This is a genomic window from Mucilaginibacter gotjawali, from assembly GCF_002355435.1.
Classification (GTDB): domain Bacteria; phylum Bacteroidota; class Bacteroidia; order Sphingobacteriales; family Sphingobacteriaceae; genus Mucilaginibacter; species Mucilaginibacter gotjawali.
This window is the reverse complement of record NZ_AP017313.1, coordinates 269,546-286,477: the sequence shown is the minus strand read 5'-3', so window position 1 is coordinate 286,477 and position 16,932 is coordinate 269,546. Positions and strand designations below refer to the sequence as shown.

Below are 16,932 nucleotides of genomic sequence, written 5' to 3'. Positions count from 1 at the left end.
CATAGTTCCTAAATCTCCGGTTCATTTTCAAATTAACACATTTTCAAATTTTCAAATTAAAAAACATGCCCGGAAAAAAACATACGACCACATCTGGTATCGAAATAAAAGAGGTTTATACTGAGCCTTCGGGCATGAATGAACTTCCGGGCGAATTTCCGTTTACCCGGGGGATCCGGAAGGATATGTACCGTGGGAAACCCTGGACAATGCGCCAGTACGCCGGCTTTTCAACCGCCGAAGAATCCAATAAACGTTACCATTACCTGTTAAGCCAGGGCACCATGGGGCTTTCCGTTGCGTTTGATCTTCCTACACAAATTGGCTATGATTCGGACCATGAGCTGGCGGAGGGGGAAGTAGGAAAAGTTGGGGTGGCTATTGACTCATTAAAAGATATCGAAATCTTGTTCGACGGCATCGAACTGAAAAATATTTCCACCTCGATGACCATTAATGCCACCGCTCCTATTTTATTGGCGATGTACATCGCCCTGGCAAAAAAACAGGGGGCCGATCTGAAACAATTATCCGGCACCATACAAAACGATATATTAAAGGAGTACGCCGCGCGCGGTACCTATATATACCCGCCTGCCGCTTCCATGCGGCTGATCACCGATGTTTTTGAATATTGCAGTACTGAAGTACCCAAATGGAACACTATCTCCATATCGGGGTATCATATCCGCGAAGCCGGCTCGACCGCCGTGCAGGAACTTGCCTTTACCCTGGCAAACGGCAAAGCGTATTTAAAGGCCGCTCTGCAAAAGGGGCTCGACATCAACGTTTTTGCAAAAAGGGTATCCTTCTTTTTTAACTGCCACAATAACTTTTTCGAGGAGATTGCCAAATTCAGGGCCGCCCGGAGGATGTGGGCACATATCACCAAAGAGCTGGGAGCAACCGAGGCTGACGCCCAAAAATTGCGCTTCCATACGCAAACAGGCGGCTCAACGCTAACCGCACAACAACCCATGAATAACATCATCCGGGTGAGTACACAGGCAATGGCGGCAGTACTGGGCGGTACACAATCATTGCACACCAATGGGTACGATGAAGCGATCTCTTTACCTACCGAAGCAGCAGCCAAAATTGCTTTACGCACCCAGCAGATCATTGCGTTTGAGAGCGGGGTGACCGATACGGTAGACCCGATGGCCGGCTCCTATTTTATGGAAGCGCTAACTGACGAGATAGAAAAAGCTGCATTGGTTTATATAGAAAAGATAGATGCGATGGGTGGTTCGGTAAAAGCTATTGAACAGGATTATATGCAGCAGGAGATCGCACGGTCGGCGTATGAGTACCAAACCGAGATTGAGAATGGCGAAAAGATATTAGTTGGTGTTAACCGGTTTACTGAGCCCGAAAAACCTTCTGTAAACGTGTTCCGTGTTGATGACGCTATCCGCAAAATGCAGACAGAAAAGATCAACCAGGTTAAACAAGCCAGGAATAATAATAATGTGGAAAAATATCTTGCACAACTTGAAAAAGAAGCGAGGGGCGATGGCAATTTGATGCCTTTTATCCTAAACGCGGTAGAAGCGTATGCCACTTTAGGTGAAATTGCCGATACACTGCGGGCAGTGTTCGGCGAGTATTAAAAACACGTGCCATCATTCTTTTTTCAATGCTTTATGATTGCCCCGACTACCCGGGATTGTTTAAAAATCACCTAAATACCTTGAGCAGTGCAATATAAACAGCCAGCAACTAGTATTTAAATTCAGATTTTTATAGCAGGGATCATAAAAATTCAGTTTAATTTTTATGGCTTACACCGCTGATTTTCGTGCAATTCCCTTGCGCAAAATATAAATATTTTATGTCAAACAAACACTATATAAAATGAAATATGGCTGAAATATATTTCAACAAAAAGTGAAAATATAATTTTTTTATCCGCTTTTTTTTAGAATATTCGATGTTCCGAAACAGGCCAAAAGATAGTTCGCTGGTAGGTTGGAAATCAATATTTTAATGAAATTTATATGGAAAAAACTTGTACTAATGTTTGGAATAGCTGCCTTCAAATCATTAAAGATAACATACCGGCCCAGAGTTTTAAGACCTGGTTTGAGCCGATAAAAGCTTTAAGAATGGAAGGGAGTGTTTTAACCATTCAAGTGCCAAGTTTATTTTTTTACGAATGGCTTGAAGAGCACTACGTAGGCTTGCTGCGAAAAACAATAAAAAAACAATTAGGTGATGACGGACGTTTGGAGTATAACATAGTTGTTGAACAGTCATCATCAAGTAAGCCCTATACCACAAATCTACCATCAAACGGTAACGGTGCCGAAGCAAAAAATCAATCAATGCCAATACCCATTTCAATAAATAAGGACATCAAAAACCCGTTTGTAATACCGGGTTTAAAGAAACTTAATGTCGATCCGCAGTTAAACCGCAACTATACTTTCAACAATTTTGTTGAAGGCGATTGCAACCGTTTGGCCCGTTCGGCAGGTTACGCGGTGGCGGCAAAACCGGGTGGCACTTCCTTTAACCCTTTGATGATATATGGTGGTGTTGGATTGGGCAAAACTCACCTGGCGCAGGCCATCGGTAACGAGATCAAACAAACCCTTCCGGATAAGCTGGTGCTGTATGTTTCGTGCGAGAAATTTACCCAGCAGTTTGTTGACGCTTTAAAACATAATAACATTAATGATTTTGTGAATTTTTACCAGGCCATTGATGTGCTTATTATGGATGATGTGCACAATTTTGCCGGCAAAGAAAAAACACAGGATTTCTTCTTCCATATTTTCAACCATCTGCACCAATCAGGCAAACAGGTGATCATTACTTCGGATAAAGCGCCGAAAGACCTGGCAGGTTTGGAAGAGCGCCTGTTATCCAGGTTTAAATGGGGGCTTTCAGCTGACCTTCAGGTCCCGGATTTGGAAACCCGTATGGCCATCCTTAAAAACAAAACCTACCAGGACGGCATCGAATTATCAAATGATGTAATTGAATACGTTGCCCATAATATCGACAATAACGTTCGTGAGCTGGAAGGTGCAATGGTATCCCTACTGGCCCAATCAACACTGAACCGTAAGGAGATTGACCTGGCGCTGGCCAAGCAAATGCTGAAGAATTTTGTGAAGAACTCATCCAAAGAGATCTCCATGGAATATATTCAGAATCTGGTTTGCGAGTATTTTGAGGTGCCGATAGAAATGGTAAAATCACAAACCCGCAAACGCGAAATTGTACAGGCAAGACAAATATCTATGTATCTTGCTAAAGCACATACCAAAAGTTCGCTTAAATCTATCGGCCATTTCTTCGGCGGCCGCGACCACTCCACCGTAATCTATGCCTGCCAGACCGTTGAGGATTTAATTGATACCGATAAAAAATTTAAAGGCTATGTAGCCGATATTCAGAAGAAACTAAAAATGTCTTAACTGATCTTATAAAGAATACAATGAGAGCCCTGTAATTTTTTGCAGGGCTTTTTTGTGACTATTAAAATGTAAAAGCCTACATTAGTAATACGCTAACCCACACCAATGAGTATCAAATTAAATTTCTGGCAAACCATATTACTATTTCTACCTTTTTCGATAGGTTTTCTATTAATCGGACTTCCTTACGCGTCATTATATGGGCACCAAACAATTGCAGCAATGGCAAATTTTTTATTTTTGGTTAGCATATCTATGGCGATTTTATATCAAACTTATTTGGTACTCGGGTTTAATTCTATATCCGGAATCAAGTCGACGATATTTAAGCTGAATGCTATAATTCCAGCGGTATTTATGACAATTTACTTGGTATATGTTGGCTATTTTACATTTCTTCATCTAACTTTTCACAATCCTAAATATAATACCGGCCCCATGAGGAAAGCAGATCTTACAGGGAGTACGTTGATAATATTTCTGTTCTTAATACATGCATTTATTACTTTCTACTTCATAAACAATATATTTGTCGCCAATAAGATTAAAACCATACATGATGCTGATCAACAGCAAAAATTAAGATCAGATTTTTCAATCCCACTAAAAAAGCTCACCAAAATTTCAATATGGGTAGTGGGAATCCTCTTTATATTGTCAACAACTATAGATATAATCAGATATTGGGGGAAAGTATAGAATTAAACATCTGGCCCCAATTAATTGTATAAAATCTTATTTAAATGAAAAAGATACTCATCATCGGTTTATTGATCATATCAAATAACCTGTTCGCCCAGAAAACCGACACTCTCGCCGTAAAACAAACCATCAATACAATGTTCGATGCGATGCGCAAAGGCGACAGCACCTTATTAAGATCGGTTTTCTCGAAAGAGATGATCCTGCAAAGTGTCTCCAATGATAAAAATGGAAAAGCCGTCCTGTCAACCGAAAACGCCGATGGCTTTGTAAAAGCAATAGGGACCCCGCATGCGGCCGTTTATGATGAACGCATCGTATTTGACGGGATAAAAATTGACGGCGACCTGGCCAGTGTTTGGGCGCCCTACAGGTTTTACCTGGGCGCTCAATTCAGCCATTGCGGCGTCGATGTTTTTCAGCTGATAAGAACAGCTGATGGCTGGAAGATTATTTATATTGTGGATACAAGGAGGAAGGAAAATTGTACTCCGTGAAGGTTATTAAAACTTTGTGATTTTAGTGAATCCTTAGTGTCCATTGTGGTTATAAAATAAACCACTAGGAGCACAAAGGGTTCACAAGGGACACCAAGCATGGCGCAGGGTATTGTATTGGTCGATTTAGTTTACCCAAACAATATCTCAAAAACCTCCTCAATCCGACTTACAACTTTTATATCAATTTTATAGCGGGACAAATCAATCCCTTTTTTATCATGCCCACCTGAAGGAAGATTATATTTTGAAATAAAAATTTGCTCGAAGCCCAGTTTTTGCGCTTCAGCAATACGCTGCTCCACCCGGTTAACCGCCCGGATCTCACCAGATAAGCCGATTTCGCCTGCAAAGCAGGTTTTAAAAGGGATGGGGATATCCTGGTGCGAGGAGATAATGGCAGCCGCTAGGCCCAGGTCAATTGCCGGGTCCTCCACGCGGATACCGCCCGTAATATTTAAAAAAACATCTTTTGCACCCAGGTTAAACCCGCAACGTTTTTCCAGCACGGCCAGCAACATGCTCATCCGCCGGGTATCAAAACCCGTGGCAGTTCGTTGCGGCGTACCGTAGGGCGACGGGCTTACCAATGCCTGTGTCTCGATCATCATCGGCCGCATGCCTTCGAGCGTGGTGGAGATGGTGATGCCACTCAATGGTTCATCCCGCTGTGATAATAATATTTCTGATGGGTTGGAGACTTCCCTCAAACCCTCGCCAAGCATTTCATAGATACCTAATTCAGATGCCGAACCGAAACGGTTTTTTACGGTACGCAAGATCCGGTACACATGATGACGATCGCCTTCAAATTGTAACACGGTATCTACCATATGCTCCAAAATCTTCGGGCCGGCTATCATCCCGTCCTTGGTGATATGGCCGATCAAGAATACCGGGGTCGAGCTTTCCTTCGCAAAACGCAATAATTCGGCAGTGCATTCTCTCACCTGCGAAACACTTCCCGGCGTTGATTCAATATGCGCCGAATGCAGGGTTTGGATCGAATCGATCACTACAAGATCCGGCTCCAGCTCTTCAATTTGTTTAAAAATGTTTTGGGTTGATGTTTCTGTGAGGATAAAACAACCTCCGATTTCGGATTTCGGATGTTCGATTTCGGATTTAGACCGGACATTCAGACTTTCGACTTGAGACTTAAGACTCGAGACTCCTTCCAATCGTTCCGCCCGCATCTTTATCTGGTGCTCGCTTTCTTCGCCCGAAACATACAGTACTTTTATCCCCGGCATATTCAACGCCAGCTGCAGCATCAGTGTTGATTTTCCTATTCCCGGTTCCCCGCCGATCAATACCAGCGATCCGGCTACAATCCCGCCGCCTAAAACCCTGTTAAACTCATTATCAGGCGTCAGGAGGCGATGTTCTTCCTTAAAAGTAATATCCGCCACCTTTACAGGCTTATTGGCCCTTTGCAGCGTGGTAGATGCCGTTTTCCAGTTCGGGATGGACTTATTATCCTTCTCGATCACTTCTTCCACAAAAGTGTTCCACTGGCTGCACGAAGGACATTTGCCCAGCCACTTAGCTGACTCATGCCCACAGCTCTGACAGAAATATGCGAATCTTGTTTTAGCCAATTTGTTGGTGTGCGGTTTTTTATGTTCAAATATTCCAATGTCCAAATGAGAGATACGCAGTTGTACAAATTTCAAATGTGCTCATTGCAATAAGCTATTAACCAAAACAAATATGCGTATTTTATCTGACAAGAAACAATTAAATACTAATATATTTAGTAATATCTATTGCGTCAATATTTTATGTTGAAGTTTTTTAGATGGCTTTGTTATTGGCGGAGGGAACGCTACCGAATAAGCAGGAGCTTTTGTACTCTCTTTAGGAAAACTCGTTTCGAATTGGAAAACTGTGTTAGTAGGCGCTAACTTTACATACTTGTAACTATCATTTAGCCAAAGTAAAACTTTTAACGTGGAATCCACTTCAATAGGCCAATCCTTTATTATTCGCCTTTTTTTGTCCCTCCAGTGGACTATCAACTCAAATACCTCACAATCCTTGCAGCCGTGATAGCCCCAAGTCGGCATCGTTTTAAACTTGATCGACTCGAATTTTCTATTTAAAGTATCAAAGAATTTTTCATCAATTCTTCCTGTATAACCCTGTTTTTTGTTTTCATCAAAGTATCTATAATTTAATGTGCTATCGATAATAATTGTCGCGCCATAGTCAGACCATGCTCCGCTTCGTGACAACTCAATTTTCGTTATCTCATTGCTTTTCTGCAGCCTCTTTTTGCAAGACAGCAATAGCAAAGTGCAAAATAAAGGTATCAGGTATTTCATGTAGTTGTTTTATTTTATCAAAACAAGGTACATTTTTTTGGGGACACCTGCCTAAAACAAAAAATGCAGATGCTCCTAAAAACATCTGCACATCTGTAATCTGCATATCCGCAAATTATAGCTTAATTTCTTCGTCTTTCGCTGAGAAAAAATGGAACTCAGTGATCTGGTAGGCCGGGTTGCTCTTCACCTTTATCCACTGGCTGTATTTAAAATACCATTTCCACTGGCGGTTAAAAAAGCCTTTCTTAATGTAGGCCTCAATATAAGGATGAACACAAAGGGTGATCTTTTTTTCGTTTTGCTCAACCAGGATGTAATTGAAGTTATTTTCAATATCGTCCAGCAATAATATGGTGGGGCGGATAGTGCCGGTACCGTTACAGGCCGGGCATACTTCGCTGGTCACAATATTCATTTCGGGCCTTACACGCTGCCGGGTAATTTGTACCAGCCCGAATTTGCTTGGCGGCAAAATGGTATGCTTGGCCCTGTCGTGGGCCATTTCGCCCCGCAAATAATCAAACAGATCCTTACGGTTGTTTGGCTTGTGCATATCGATAAAGTCGATCACCACAATACCGCCCATATCGCGCAGGCGTAACTGCCGGGCTATTTCTTTTGCAGCTTCCTTGTTTACCTGGAAAGCGTTTTCCTCCTGGTTTTCTTTACTGGCTGTACGGTTACCACTGTTCACGTCAATTACGTGCAGGGCTTCTGTATGCTCAATTACCAGGTAGGCGCCGCCGGCGAGGTTTACGGTTTTCCCGAAGGCTGATTTTATCTGCTTATCAATACCGTAATGTTCAAATATCGGAACGCTGTTTTTATGCAGTTTCACGATATTTTCCATCTCGGGCGAAATTTCATGAATATACGACCGGATTTCCTCGTGGAGGCTGGTATCGTTGATATAGATGTGCTGAAAATCAGGATTCAGGATATCCCTTAACAAGGTCGACGTACGGTCAATTTCGCCCAAAACCTTTTTTGCGGGCTCAACAGCCGGCAAACGGGTAATGAATGATTCCCATTTGGCGATCAGGTCGAGCAAATCCTTTTGCAGTTCAGCAACGCCTTTACCTTCAGATACGGTGCGTATAATTACCCCAAAGTGTTTGGGCTTTATACTCTCCACAATCTTGCGCAGGCGGTTGCGTTCGGTATTACTTTTTATCTTTTTTGAGATTGAAGTAACTTCCGAAAAAGGAACCAAAACCACGTAACGCCCGGCTATTGATATATCCGAACTTAAACGAGGACCTTTGGTTGAAATTGGCTCTTTTGCAATTTGTACAGGGATAAGCTGGTTTTTGGATAACAACTCAGAAATCTTTCCCCCTTTGTTGATATCGGGATCGGACTTAAAATTATCCAATAGCTTTGACTGATACCCTCCGCTGCGAACTTGCTTGGTTAGCTTTAACAGGCTTTGTACCTGCGGGCCAAGGTCAAGATAGTGCAAAAAGGCATCCTTCTCGTAGCCTACATCAACAAAAGCTGCATTTAAACCCGGCATGATCTTTTTGATACGACCGAGATAAATATCACCAACAGTATAATTGTTGCTGATTTGCTCTTTGTGAAGCTCTACAAGCTGCTTGTCCTGTAATAATGCAATAGTAGTCCCTCCTGGGGATGAATCGATAATTAATTCCTTTATCAACTGCTACTCCATTTCTTAAAGCAGTTATAATAACCGCGTGTTAATAAGTGGGTAAAAAACAAAATCACCCGTGTTAAAACAGGGATATAAGCCTGGGGTAACAGCTTATTTCTTTTTATGTCTGTTCTTTCTCAAACGTTTTTTACGTTTGTGGGTAGCCATTTTGTGTCTTTTACGTTTTTTACCGCTCGGCATAATTTTATTTTTTTAAATGTTACTAATTCTTTAATTCCTTAATGTACTCATCAATCTGCTTATCAAAGGCGGCATCTGTTACAATGGCCCTGCATTTTTGATAAGCATCAATTGCTTCTTTTTTCATGCCCAGCTGTTTATAACTTTCAGCAAGGTAAAAATATGCATCCGGCATCGCCTTTTGGGCAATTACGGTTTTAAACCTTTCCACCGCTTTTTCATATTGGTGCGAAGTTACCGCGAACTTACCCAGGTTTAAATTTGCATTAATGTTTTTCGGGTCCTGTTGCACAACCTCCAGCAACAGCATTACTCCTTTTGGAGGGCCGCCGCCATCCTGGCCGATCCCCAAACTAAACCCGTTTACATAGGCAACTCCAAGTCCCGTTTTGGCATCCAGGTTAGCCGGCTGCAGTTTAAGCGCGTTTGTATAGCACTCTATTGCATTGTTTATCAACGCGGGTTGCTGTACGGTGTCCTGCACAGCGCTGTAAGCGTCATTAAAGCGGCTTCCCGCTTTGGACCAGCTTTCAAAAGTATTTTCTTCCCGGGCAACTGCCTGGTAATAAAATGCCGCGGGCGCCGCCTGGTTCACATCGTCCCATTGTTTGGCAAGTTGTTTTTGCAATGCCAATTTTTGCGAACCGCCGCCTGCGTTTTTTAACTGAGCTTCGGTAGCGCTTATTTGTGTTGCCAGGGCTTGCCCAACAATTGCTTTGGATGCAGCCGAAACCATTTCAACGGTTAAATCAGCAACCGGTCGCTTTTGTGAAGCAGCCGCGGTGGTATGCCCGTCTGCCTGTTCCGGCTTTATCAGCCCCTTTACCGGTAAAGTGTACAAATAGCCGGTAATAATCACAACGATTACGATTACAACTATTTGCTTCCTGTACATTACCTATAAATTATTTGCTTACTTTGTTACCTGTCCTTACTTTGTCAACAAAGGTTTTGGCAGGTTTAAAACTAGGCACAAAGTGCTCAGGGATAATTATTGCAGTGTTTTTTGAAATATTACGCGCAGTCTTTTTAGCTCTTTTCTTTACAACAAAACTTCCGAACCCTCTTACATAAACGTTTTCGCCGCCAACCATTGAATTTTTAACTACTTTAAAAAACGCCTCAACCGTTTCCTGAACATCAACCTTCTCGATCCCTGTTTTGGATGAGATCTCAGTTATAATTTCTGCCTTAGTCATATCTGATTTTCTTTTATTTTTTTATAATTACTTAACTGATTTGGGGTTGCAAAAGTATCTCTTTATTCCGTAAGATTGAAATAATTAACATATTTTTTTATTACAATGCCAAATGGGGTATAAACACGAACATTTAAACGTTAAATACGCCTTTTCATTGTTAATTTGCACTGAATGAGTTTTAGTGACGACCTGGTGCAATGGTACCAAAGCAATAAACGCCAGCTCCCATGGCGCGATACCCATGACGCTTATGTGATCTGGCTGTCAGAAATAATCCTGCAGCAAACGCGTGTTGAACAGGGACTTCCATATTTTTACTCTTTCCTTGAAAAATATCCGGATGTAAGCAGTTTCGCCGCAGCCAGTGAAGATGACATCTTAAAATTATGGCAGGGCCTGGGTTATTATTCACGTGGGCGCAATATGTTGAAAACAGCCAGGATGGTACAGGCCGACTACGGCGGCATTTTCCCTGAAGCGTATGACCAGCTGATAAAACTGAAAGGAATAGGCGAATATACAGCCTCGGCTATCTCCTCTTTTGCAGCAAATGAGCCAAAAGCGGTTGTCGACGGCAATGTCTATAGAGTTTTAGCAAGATATTTTGGCATCAATGAGCCGATAAACAGTCCAAAGGGTATAAAAATATTCCAGTCGGCAGCCAATGAGCTGCTTGATAAGCATCGCCCGGGTATTCATAACCAGGCAATGATGGAGTTTGGCGCCATGCTTTGCAGACCCAAAAACCCGGCCTGCAACATTTGCCCGGTCAGCGAAGGTTGTTATGCTTTCGCCAACAATGCGGTTAATTTGTTGCCTGTTAAACTAAATAAAATCAAGATCCGCGAGCGGTACTTCAACTACTTTTTGGTGGCCGATGAGCATACCCTTGTGATGAACAGGCGCGGCGACAAAGATATCTGGGCCAATATGTATGACCTTCCCTTGATTGAGACTGATACACTGCTCCCGCCCGACGGGTTACTGGCATTGCCCCAACTAAAAGCACTATTTGGGGATGACATTAAGATCGATGAAATCTTCCCGGTTATAAAACATGTGCTTACCCACCAGCGGCTTTTTGTTCGATTTATTAAATTACAGCATCACCATATTGAATTAAAAGAACAATGGTTTATCACTGACAGGAATAATTTGAAAAAATTAGCATTACCAAAAGTTATTTTTATATTTTTAAAAAATATTTTTAATTTATAAAATAATTTTTGTTGCTTTAAAATATGTCTGGTGTTAACAAAGTAATTTTAGTAGGCCATTTGGGCAAAGACCCTGAAGCGCGTCAGTTAGATGGCGGCGTATCTGTAGTAAGTTTCCCGCTGGCTACCTCTGAAATTTTTAATAAAGAGGGCCGGAAGGTTGAGCAAACCGAATGGCACAATATTGTAATGTGGCGTGGCCTGGCGGACGTGGCTGCCAAATTTCTTCAAAAAGGGAAACTGGTTTATATAGAAGGCCGCCTGCGCACGCGGTCATTTGAAGATAAAGAAGGCATAAAAAAATACACCACAGAAGTGGTGGCTGAGAATTTTACCCTGCTGGGGCGTAAAACTGATTTTGAAACCGGAACCAACCATGGAAAACTGTCTGCAAGGGCGGGAGAGAGCTTCGGCGCCAATTCCGCATTACCTGATGAACAGTCCTATTAACCTTATATTGCAATTTATGAATGAGCGCCGGCCCGAAAAGGTTGGCGTTTTTTTGTACCGGGCCTGTTTTATCCCTAAAGGACTTTTTTAGCCGGCGAATGAGGAGAACTGATTTAAAACAGGATAGTTTATACGCTTAAAAATATTGAATTTCGAATGATGAAATAAAGGAGGATATTTCATCATTCGAAATTGGGCGTTCAATATTCGTCATTTAAAAAAACCTATCTTCCTCCCGGAGGACAATGCTCTCTTAAGTATTTTGTATATAAGGTGCGCAGGTAGGTAGTAGTCCCCGGCCCTTCAAATATGCCGTGCGAGCGGTTAGGGAACGACATCAGCTCAAACTGCCGGTTATATTTAACCAGTTCATTAATCAGCATTTCGGCATTTTTATAATGCACGTTATCATCCCCGGTGCCATGTATGTACAACAAATTACCTTTTAGGTTTTTTGCATAGGTAATTGGCGACCCTTTTATAAATACCTGGCGGCTTGCGTCATCTATCGGCACGCCCATATAACGTTCCTGGTATATGTTATCATAGGTTAGCTGCCATCCCACTGCGGCAATGGCGATACCGGTTTTATAAATTTCAGGGTGTTGAAACATCAGGTTCAAAGTACATGATCCGCCACCACTCCAGCCCCAAACCGCAACACGGGTCGAATCAACAAAAGGCCATTTCAGGATCTCTTTGGCGCCCATGGCCTGGTCCTCGATATTTACCAAACCGATGCTTTTGTAGATGGATTTACGCCAATCGGCGCCTTTTGGTGCGGGGGTTCCCCGGTTATCCAATGAGATATAAATATACCCATCCTCGGCCATGTTGCCGGTATAAAGGAAATTACGTCCGCTGCCCCAGGAATCGGTAACTGTTGCTCCTGCAGGTTCGCTGTAAACATAAAATACAACGGGGTATTTTTTGGCAGGATCAAAATTGGTTGGTTTTACCATCCAGCCGTCCATTTCAACACCATCCACAGTTTTTACTTTAAAAAACTCCGGCTTGTTTTTAGCGGCCTGGTTCAGTTGAATGAGTTTACCGCTAATATGTTTGTTATCGGGCAGGCTCACCACCTCGCTGGTATGCGGGGTATAAATGTTGGAAAAGGAGTGCAAGGCGATCCTGCCGTTGGGCGAGATCTCGTATTCATGCGTTCCCGGCTGTTCAGCAGGGGTAACCCTTTCAGCATTGCCGCCTTTTATTTTGATGCGGTATAAATATTTCTGGGTGGCATTTTCAGGCGAAGCCATAAAATAGATATAGCCGCCTGCATCATCAATCAGCGTCAGATCGATCACGTCATAATTGCCTTTGGTGATCAGCGTCTCTTTACCGTCAAGATCTATTTTATACATATGGCGCCAGCCGTCTTTTTCACTCAGCCATAAAAAACTCGTCCCTTTGCTCAGCCAGTTCCAGCCAATCGGGTCGCGGCCATCGCCTGCATCAATCCATGCTTTTGCCTGCTCGTCGTGAATTACAGCAGTAGTGCCGTTTGATACGTTGGCGACGATCAGTTTACTATCGTTTTGCGCGCGGTTTAATTGTTGCAGGATCAGCTGGTTGGGATTTTTAGCCCACTCCATCCTTGGGATATAATGTTGAATAGGGTCACCCGGCACATTTATCCAGGTCGTTTTGGCTGTACTTACATCCACAACGCCAATTTTGCATGAGCTTGGATCCTCACCGGCCACGGGATATTCAACCGGAACTACATACGGGTATATAGAGTCCGTAGTGTTCAACATGTCGTAGTTTTTAATCTTGCTGGCGTCAATCTGCCAGTAAGCTATTGCCCGGCTGTCGGGCGACCAGCGGAAACCGTCGCGGCAATCAAACTCTTCTTCATAAACCCAGTCAAAAGTGCCGTTAATCAGCTTTTTGGTGCCGTCGGTGGTTAATTGCTTTTCACTTCCGCTGCCCAGTTCCTGCACAAACACATTATGTTCGCTCACGTAGGCAGCTTTTGTACCATCCGGAGATAGTTTGGCAAACATCAGTGACGATGCGGGCCGGGCGGTGCCCAATTGTTTTAAAGTTTTGGCGGCAAGATCATATACCCAGTAATCGCCACGGGTATTGTAACGCCATACCCTTTTGCTGTTGGTAAAGATCAGCACCTTTTGCCCGTCGTCCGAGATATAAAAGTTTTCAACCCTCAGTGCGGGCTTGCCGGCCGGGGTAAGCATTTCTTTAGTTAACAATACTGTTTTCTTTGCGCTGTCGCGGGTGTCCAGTTCAACCAGCTGGTCGCCCTCCATCGAATAGTACTGGTAACCATCAGTAGCCCAATGTGTTTTGTTGAATTGGGCCTTTAGTGCCGATCCTGAAAATAACAGTAGAAAAAATAGCAGGCCGGTTCCCGCAAGCCGGTAAAATTTAATATTCATCAATTTTTAGTTTAATGTTGTTCAATAAGTAATCACACTTTAAATTTTGCGTTAAATTAGCACTTTAATTAAATCACGAATGTCACGAATTTATACGAATTATACGAATTGTGGCATCGTAGCTAATCTACCGAAAATGCTGTATTGTGGTTTCAACAAAAAAAGAAACTACGATTGGCGAAATTCGCATTAATTCGTGCAGTTCGTGTCGATAATAATATGAAAAAAACACTCTCTATAATCATCATTTTTCTTTGTTGTACAACATTTTGCTTTGCGCAAAAGGTGGACAGGAGTAAGTTTATTAAAGATAGCCTCGACTATTACATCAACCGTGCGCTCACCAACTGGCGGATCCCGGGCGCGGCCGTTTGCATTGTAAAGGATAACAAGATCGTTTGGATGAAGGGCTATGGAATTAAAGAATTGGGCCAGGCAGCTAAAGTTGATATCAACACCTTGTTTATGATCGGCAGCAATACAAAAGCTTTTACTGCTACCTCGCTGGCCATACTGCAATCGCAAAACAAACTCTCGTTGGATGATAAAGTGACCAAATACCTGCCGCAATTTAAGCTGGACGACGCTGCGGCCGGCCAAATGGCGACGATTAAAGACCTGCTGTGCCATCGCCTGGGCTTCCAAACCTTCCAGGGCGATTTTACTTTTTACAATACCAACCTTACGCGCGAGCAGGTGGTACAAAAGCTGGGCGAAGAAAAAGCAGCTTATCCTTTCCGTACCAAATGGGGTTATACTAACGCCGCTTTTTTAACCGCCGGGCAGATCATTCCGGTGGTTACAGGAAAACCCTGGGAAGATTTTTTAAAAGAAAATATTTTTGCCCCGCTGGGCATGATCAATACTTTAGCCCTTAGTGCCGACATGCCAAAATCGCTTGACAGAACGGTACCGCATACGCTGATAGACGGACGCCTGTCGCCTATCCCTTTTTGCCAGATCGATGCCCTGGCGCCGGCCGGCGCTATCAGCTCCTCCGTTAACGATTTGAGCAAATGGGTGCTTGCTTTGCTTAACGACGGCAAGGTTGGGGCAAGACAGGTGATCCCCCTGGCTGCTATTAAAGCCACGCGTGAGCCGCAGGACATTGTGGGCAGTGTCAGCCATCTCAATGGAGAGGAAAGCTACGAACTTTATGGCCTGGGCTGGTTTTTACAGGATTATGCCGGCCATCACCTGGTGATGCACGATGGCGGGGTTAACGGCTACCTGTCTTCAGTTACTTTGGTGCCAAAAGAGCATTTAGGGATCATTATTTTAACCAATACCGACCAGAACGATTTGTTTGAAGCCCTGCGATGGGAAATAATGGATGCCTATTTTAAAATGCCGTTCAGGAATTACAGCGATACCTACCTGGGCAATTTTAAGGCTAACCTGGAAACAATGGACGCCATTGATAAAAAGGTAAGGGACACGATTGCCATGAATCGCCCACCCGCATTGCCTGTTACTGCCTATACCGGCAAGTATATAAATGCCTTATATGGAACTATGGAAGTAACGCAGGGTGAAGGCAATAACCTGGAGATGCGTTTTGAGCACCATACCCGCATGTACGCGCTTTTAAAACCCTTGGGCGGTAACCGTTTTGCAGTTACCTTCAGCGACCCTACTTTAGGCAAATCGGTCTTCCCCTTTCACGTGCAAAACGGCGCAGTAACCGGCGTGGTGGTGAAGGTAGCCGATTTTGTTGAGCGAGACCCTTATGAGTTCAGGAAGGTGAGATAAGAATAATTTCGGAATTCGCTTGCCCGCCGCGGGTGGGGATGTTCGATTTCGGATTTCAAGTCCATTAAGCTTTTGAGATCGAAAAGCAAGTTCGCCTGAGAAAGATAAATTAGTAGGGACGGCCCCCTGTGGTCGCCCCCAAAATTATTCTCAACCGACGAAGCGGGCTTAAGCCCCGACAAAACCTCTAACACAGTCGATTAATCTCTAAAATCCCACAGAAAATCAGGCAATTAACCTTTCATCGGTTATTATCAATAGGTTTGTCTATGAGTATAAACCCGTAGTCTATTCTATTTTTTTGGTGATGAAAAAGGTTGTTGTTTTGGACATTGAAAATAACAAACACACACATCACAAAAAATATTAAGACAATGAAAACACTAATTTTAACCATCGCAATTGCAGTTTCAACACTATTTGGAATCAGCCAAACCACTTATGCCGCCACCGGGACACAACAAGTGACTCAATTATCAGGCGTAAGCAACATCAGCGAAATTGAAGTGCACGGCAATGTGCAGGTTTACTTATCAGAAGGAAATACTAACCAGGTAAAAGTTTACAACAATTACTATGCTGAAAACGCACTGGTACAGGACGAGAACGGCGTATTGCGCATTACCTCTTATAGCCCCGAAAAACTGGTGGTTTGGGTTACCGCTAACCAACTGGCTAAACTATCTGCCTATGACAATGCCGAAGTAAAATCATTCGGTAAATTTTCTGCTATTGACCTCGATGTAAAATTATTCAACAACGCTTCCGCAAAACTGGATATGGATACTTTTTCAGCAAGTATCAGTTTAGATGATTGCACAACTGCCCTGCTAACAGGTAAAATCGCTAACGGGAACATTCAATACACGCACGCTTCTGCTTTAAATACTACCGGTCTGGAAGTTTCAAACTTAGTAACATCAGTGAAGACTCACAGGCCATTTCATATGCACCCAACAGAATTTGCAGCCCTGTAATACACAGCTTGTAAAATAAAATGCCCTTTCAATTGATTTTGAAGGGGCATTTTTGTTATTTGTCCGCAATCTTTTTTTGCTAACTATTTAAAAAATTAAATGCTGAATGTGCTA

14 protein-coding genes are annotated in these 16,932 nt (G+C 43.0%); 7 read left to right on the top strand and 7 right to left on the bottom strand.

All coding sequences use genetic code 11. The annotated features are described in order from the left end of the window. Positions 1 to 65: 65 nt before the first annotated feature. The 3 genes from MgSA37_RS01415 to MgSA37_RS01400 all read left to right on the top strand — a co-directional run bounded on the left by MgSA37_RS01415 (position 66) and on the right by MgSA37_RS01400 (position 4,627). Positions 66 to 1,613 (top strand): acyl-CoA mutase large subunit family protein, encoded by a 1,548-nt coding sequence (locus MgSA37_RS01415; RefSeq protein WP_096349496.1) that lies wholly within the window; start codon positions 66 to 68, stop codon positions 1,611 to 1,613. A 387-nt stretch (positions 1,614 to 2,000) separates the two neighbouring features. Continuing rightward, the gene (gene dnaA / locus MgSA37_RS01410) at positions 2,001 to 3,428 is read left to right on the top strand and encodes a chromosomal replication initiator protein DnaA (RefSeq protein WP_096349495.1); all 1,428 of its coding nucleotides are present in this window, start codon (positions 2,001 to 2,003) and stop codon (positions 3,426 to 3,428) included. 743 nt (positions 3,429 to 4,171) lie between these two features. Then, positions 4,172 to 4,627, top strand: coding sequence for a nuclear transport factor 2 family protein (locus MgSA37_RS01400; protein ID WP_096349493.1), 456 nt, complete (start codon positions 4,172 to 4,174; stop codon positions 4,625 to 4,627). Between the two features lie 131 nt (positions 4,628 to 4,758). Here MgSA37_RS01400 and radA read toward each other — a convergent pair whose 3' ends face one another. The 6 genes from radA to MgSA37_RS01375 all read right to left on the bottom strand — a co-directional run bounded on the left by radA (position 4,759) and on the right by MgSA37_RS01375 (position 10,014). Next, positions 4,759 to 6,228, bottom strand: a complete 1,470-nt coding sequence (gene radA, locus MgSA37_RS01395; protein WP_096357185.1) for a DNA repair protein RadA — start codon at positions 6,226 to 6,228, stop codon at positions 4,759 to 4,761. A 165-nt stretch (positions 6,229 to 6,393) separates the two neighbouring features. Further along, complete coding sequence (locus MgSA37_RS01390) at positions 6,394 to 6,864, bottom strand: hypothetical protein (RefSeq protein ID WP_157750374.1); 471 nt, start codon at positions 6,862 to 6,864, stop codon at positions 6,394 to 6,396. 16 nt (positions 6,865 to 6,880) lie between these two features. After that, entirely contained in the window at positions 6,881 to 7,060 is a 180-nt protein-coding gene (locus MgSA37_RS28960; RefSeq protein WP_157750373.1) for a hypothetical protein, read from the bottom strand. Positions 7,061 to 7,069: 9 nt separating this feature from the next. Then, positions 7,070 to 8,620 carry an Rne/Rng family ribonuclease gene (locus MgSA37_RS01385; RefSeq protein WP_096349491.1) on the bottom strand — a complete coding sequence of 517 codons (1,551 nt, stop codon included), beginning with the start codon at positions 8,618 to 8,620 and terminating at the stop codon, positions 7,070 to 7,072. Between the two features lie 217 nt (positions 8,621 to 8,837). After that, positions 8,838 to 9,710 (bottom strand): tetratricopeptide repeat protein, encoded by an 873-nt coding sequence (locus tag MgSA37_RS01380; protein ID WP_096349490.1) that lies wholly within the window; start codon positions 9,708 to 9,710, stop codon positions 8,838 to 8,840. Between the two features lie 10 nt (positions 9,711 to 9,720). Continuing rightward, positions 9,721 to 10,014: an HU family DNA-binding protein gene (locus MgSA37_RS01375; RefSeq protein WP_096349489.1), complete on the bottom strand. Its 294-nt coding sequence runs from the start codon at positions 10,012 to 10,014 to the stop codon at positions 9,721 to 9,723. 174 nt (positions 10,015 to 10,188) lie between these two features. Between MgSA37_RS01375 and mutY the strand changes: the two genes are divergently transcribed. After that, on the top strand, positions 10,189 to 11,235 hold the full coding sequence (gene mutY, locus MgSA37_RS01370) for an A/G-specific adenine glycosylase (protein ID WP_096349488.1): 1,047 nt from the start codon (positions 10,189 to 10,191) through the stop codon (positions 11,233 to 11,235). Positions 11,236 to 11,258: 23 nt separating this feature from the next. After that, positions 11,259 to 11,684: a single-stranded DNA-binding protein gene (locus MgSA37_RS01365; RefSeq protein ID WP_096349487.1), complete on the top strand. Its 426-nt coding sequence runs from the start codon at positions 11,259 to 11,261 to the stop codon at positions 11,682 to 11,684. 224 nt (positions 11,685 to 11,908) lie between these two features. On the opposite strand, the gene MgSA37_RS01360 is transcribed toward MgSA37_RS01365, so the two are convergent. Continuing rightward, positions 11,909 to 14,089: a S9 family peptidase gene (locus tag MgSA37_RS01360; protein WP_096349486.1), complete on the bottom strand. Its 2,181-nt coding sequence runs from the start codon at positions 14,087 to 14,089 to the stop codon at positions 11,909 to 11,911. Between the two features lie 219 nt (positions 14,090 to 14,308). On the opposite strand from MgSA37_RS01360, the gene MgSA37_RS01355 reads away from it, so the two are divergent. Both MgSA37_RS01355 and MgSA37_RS01350 read left to right on the top strand, forming a co-directional pair. Next, a complete protein-coding gene (locus MgSA37_RS01355) occupies positions 14,309 to 15,841 on the top strand; it encodes a serine hydrolase (RefSeq protein ID WP_096349485.1) in 1,533 nt (510 codons plus the stop codon). A 374-nt stretch (positions 15,842 to 16,215) separates the two neighbouring features. Then, positions 16,216 to 16,818, top strand: coding sequence for a GIN domain-containing protein (locus tag MgSA37_RS01350; RefSeq protein WP_096349484.1), 603 nt, complete (start codon positions 16,216 to 16,218; stop codon positions 16,816 to 16,818). Positions 16,819 to 16,932: the final 114 nt, after the last annotated feature.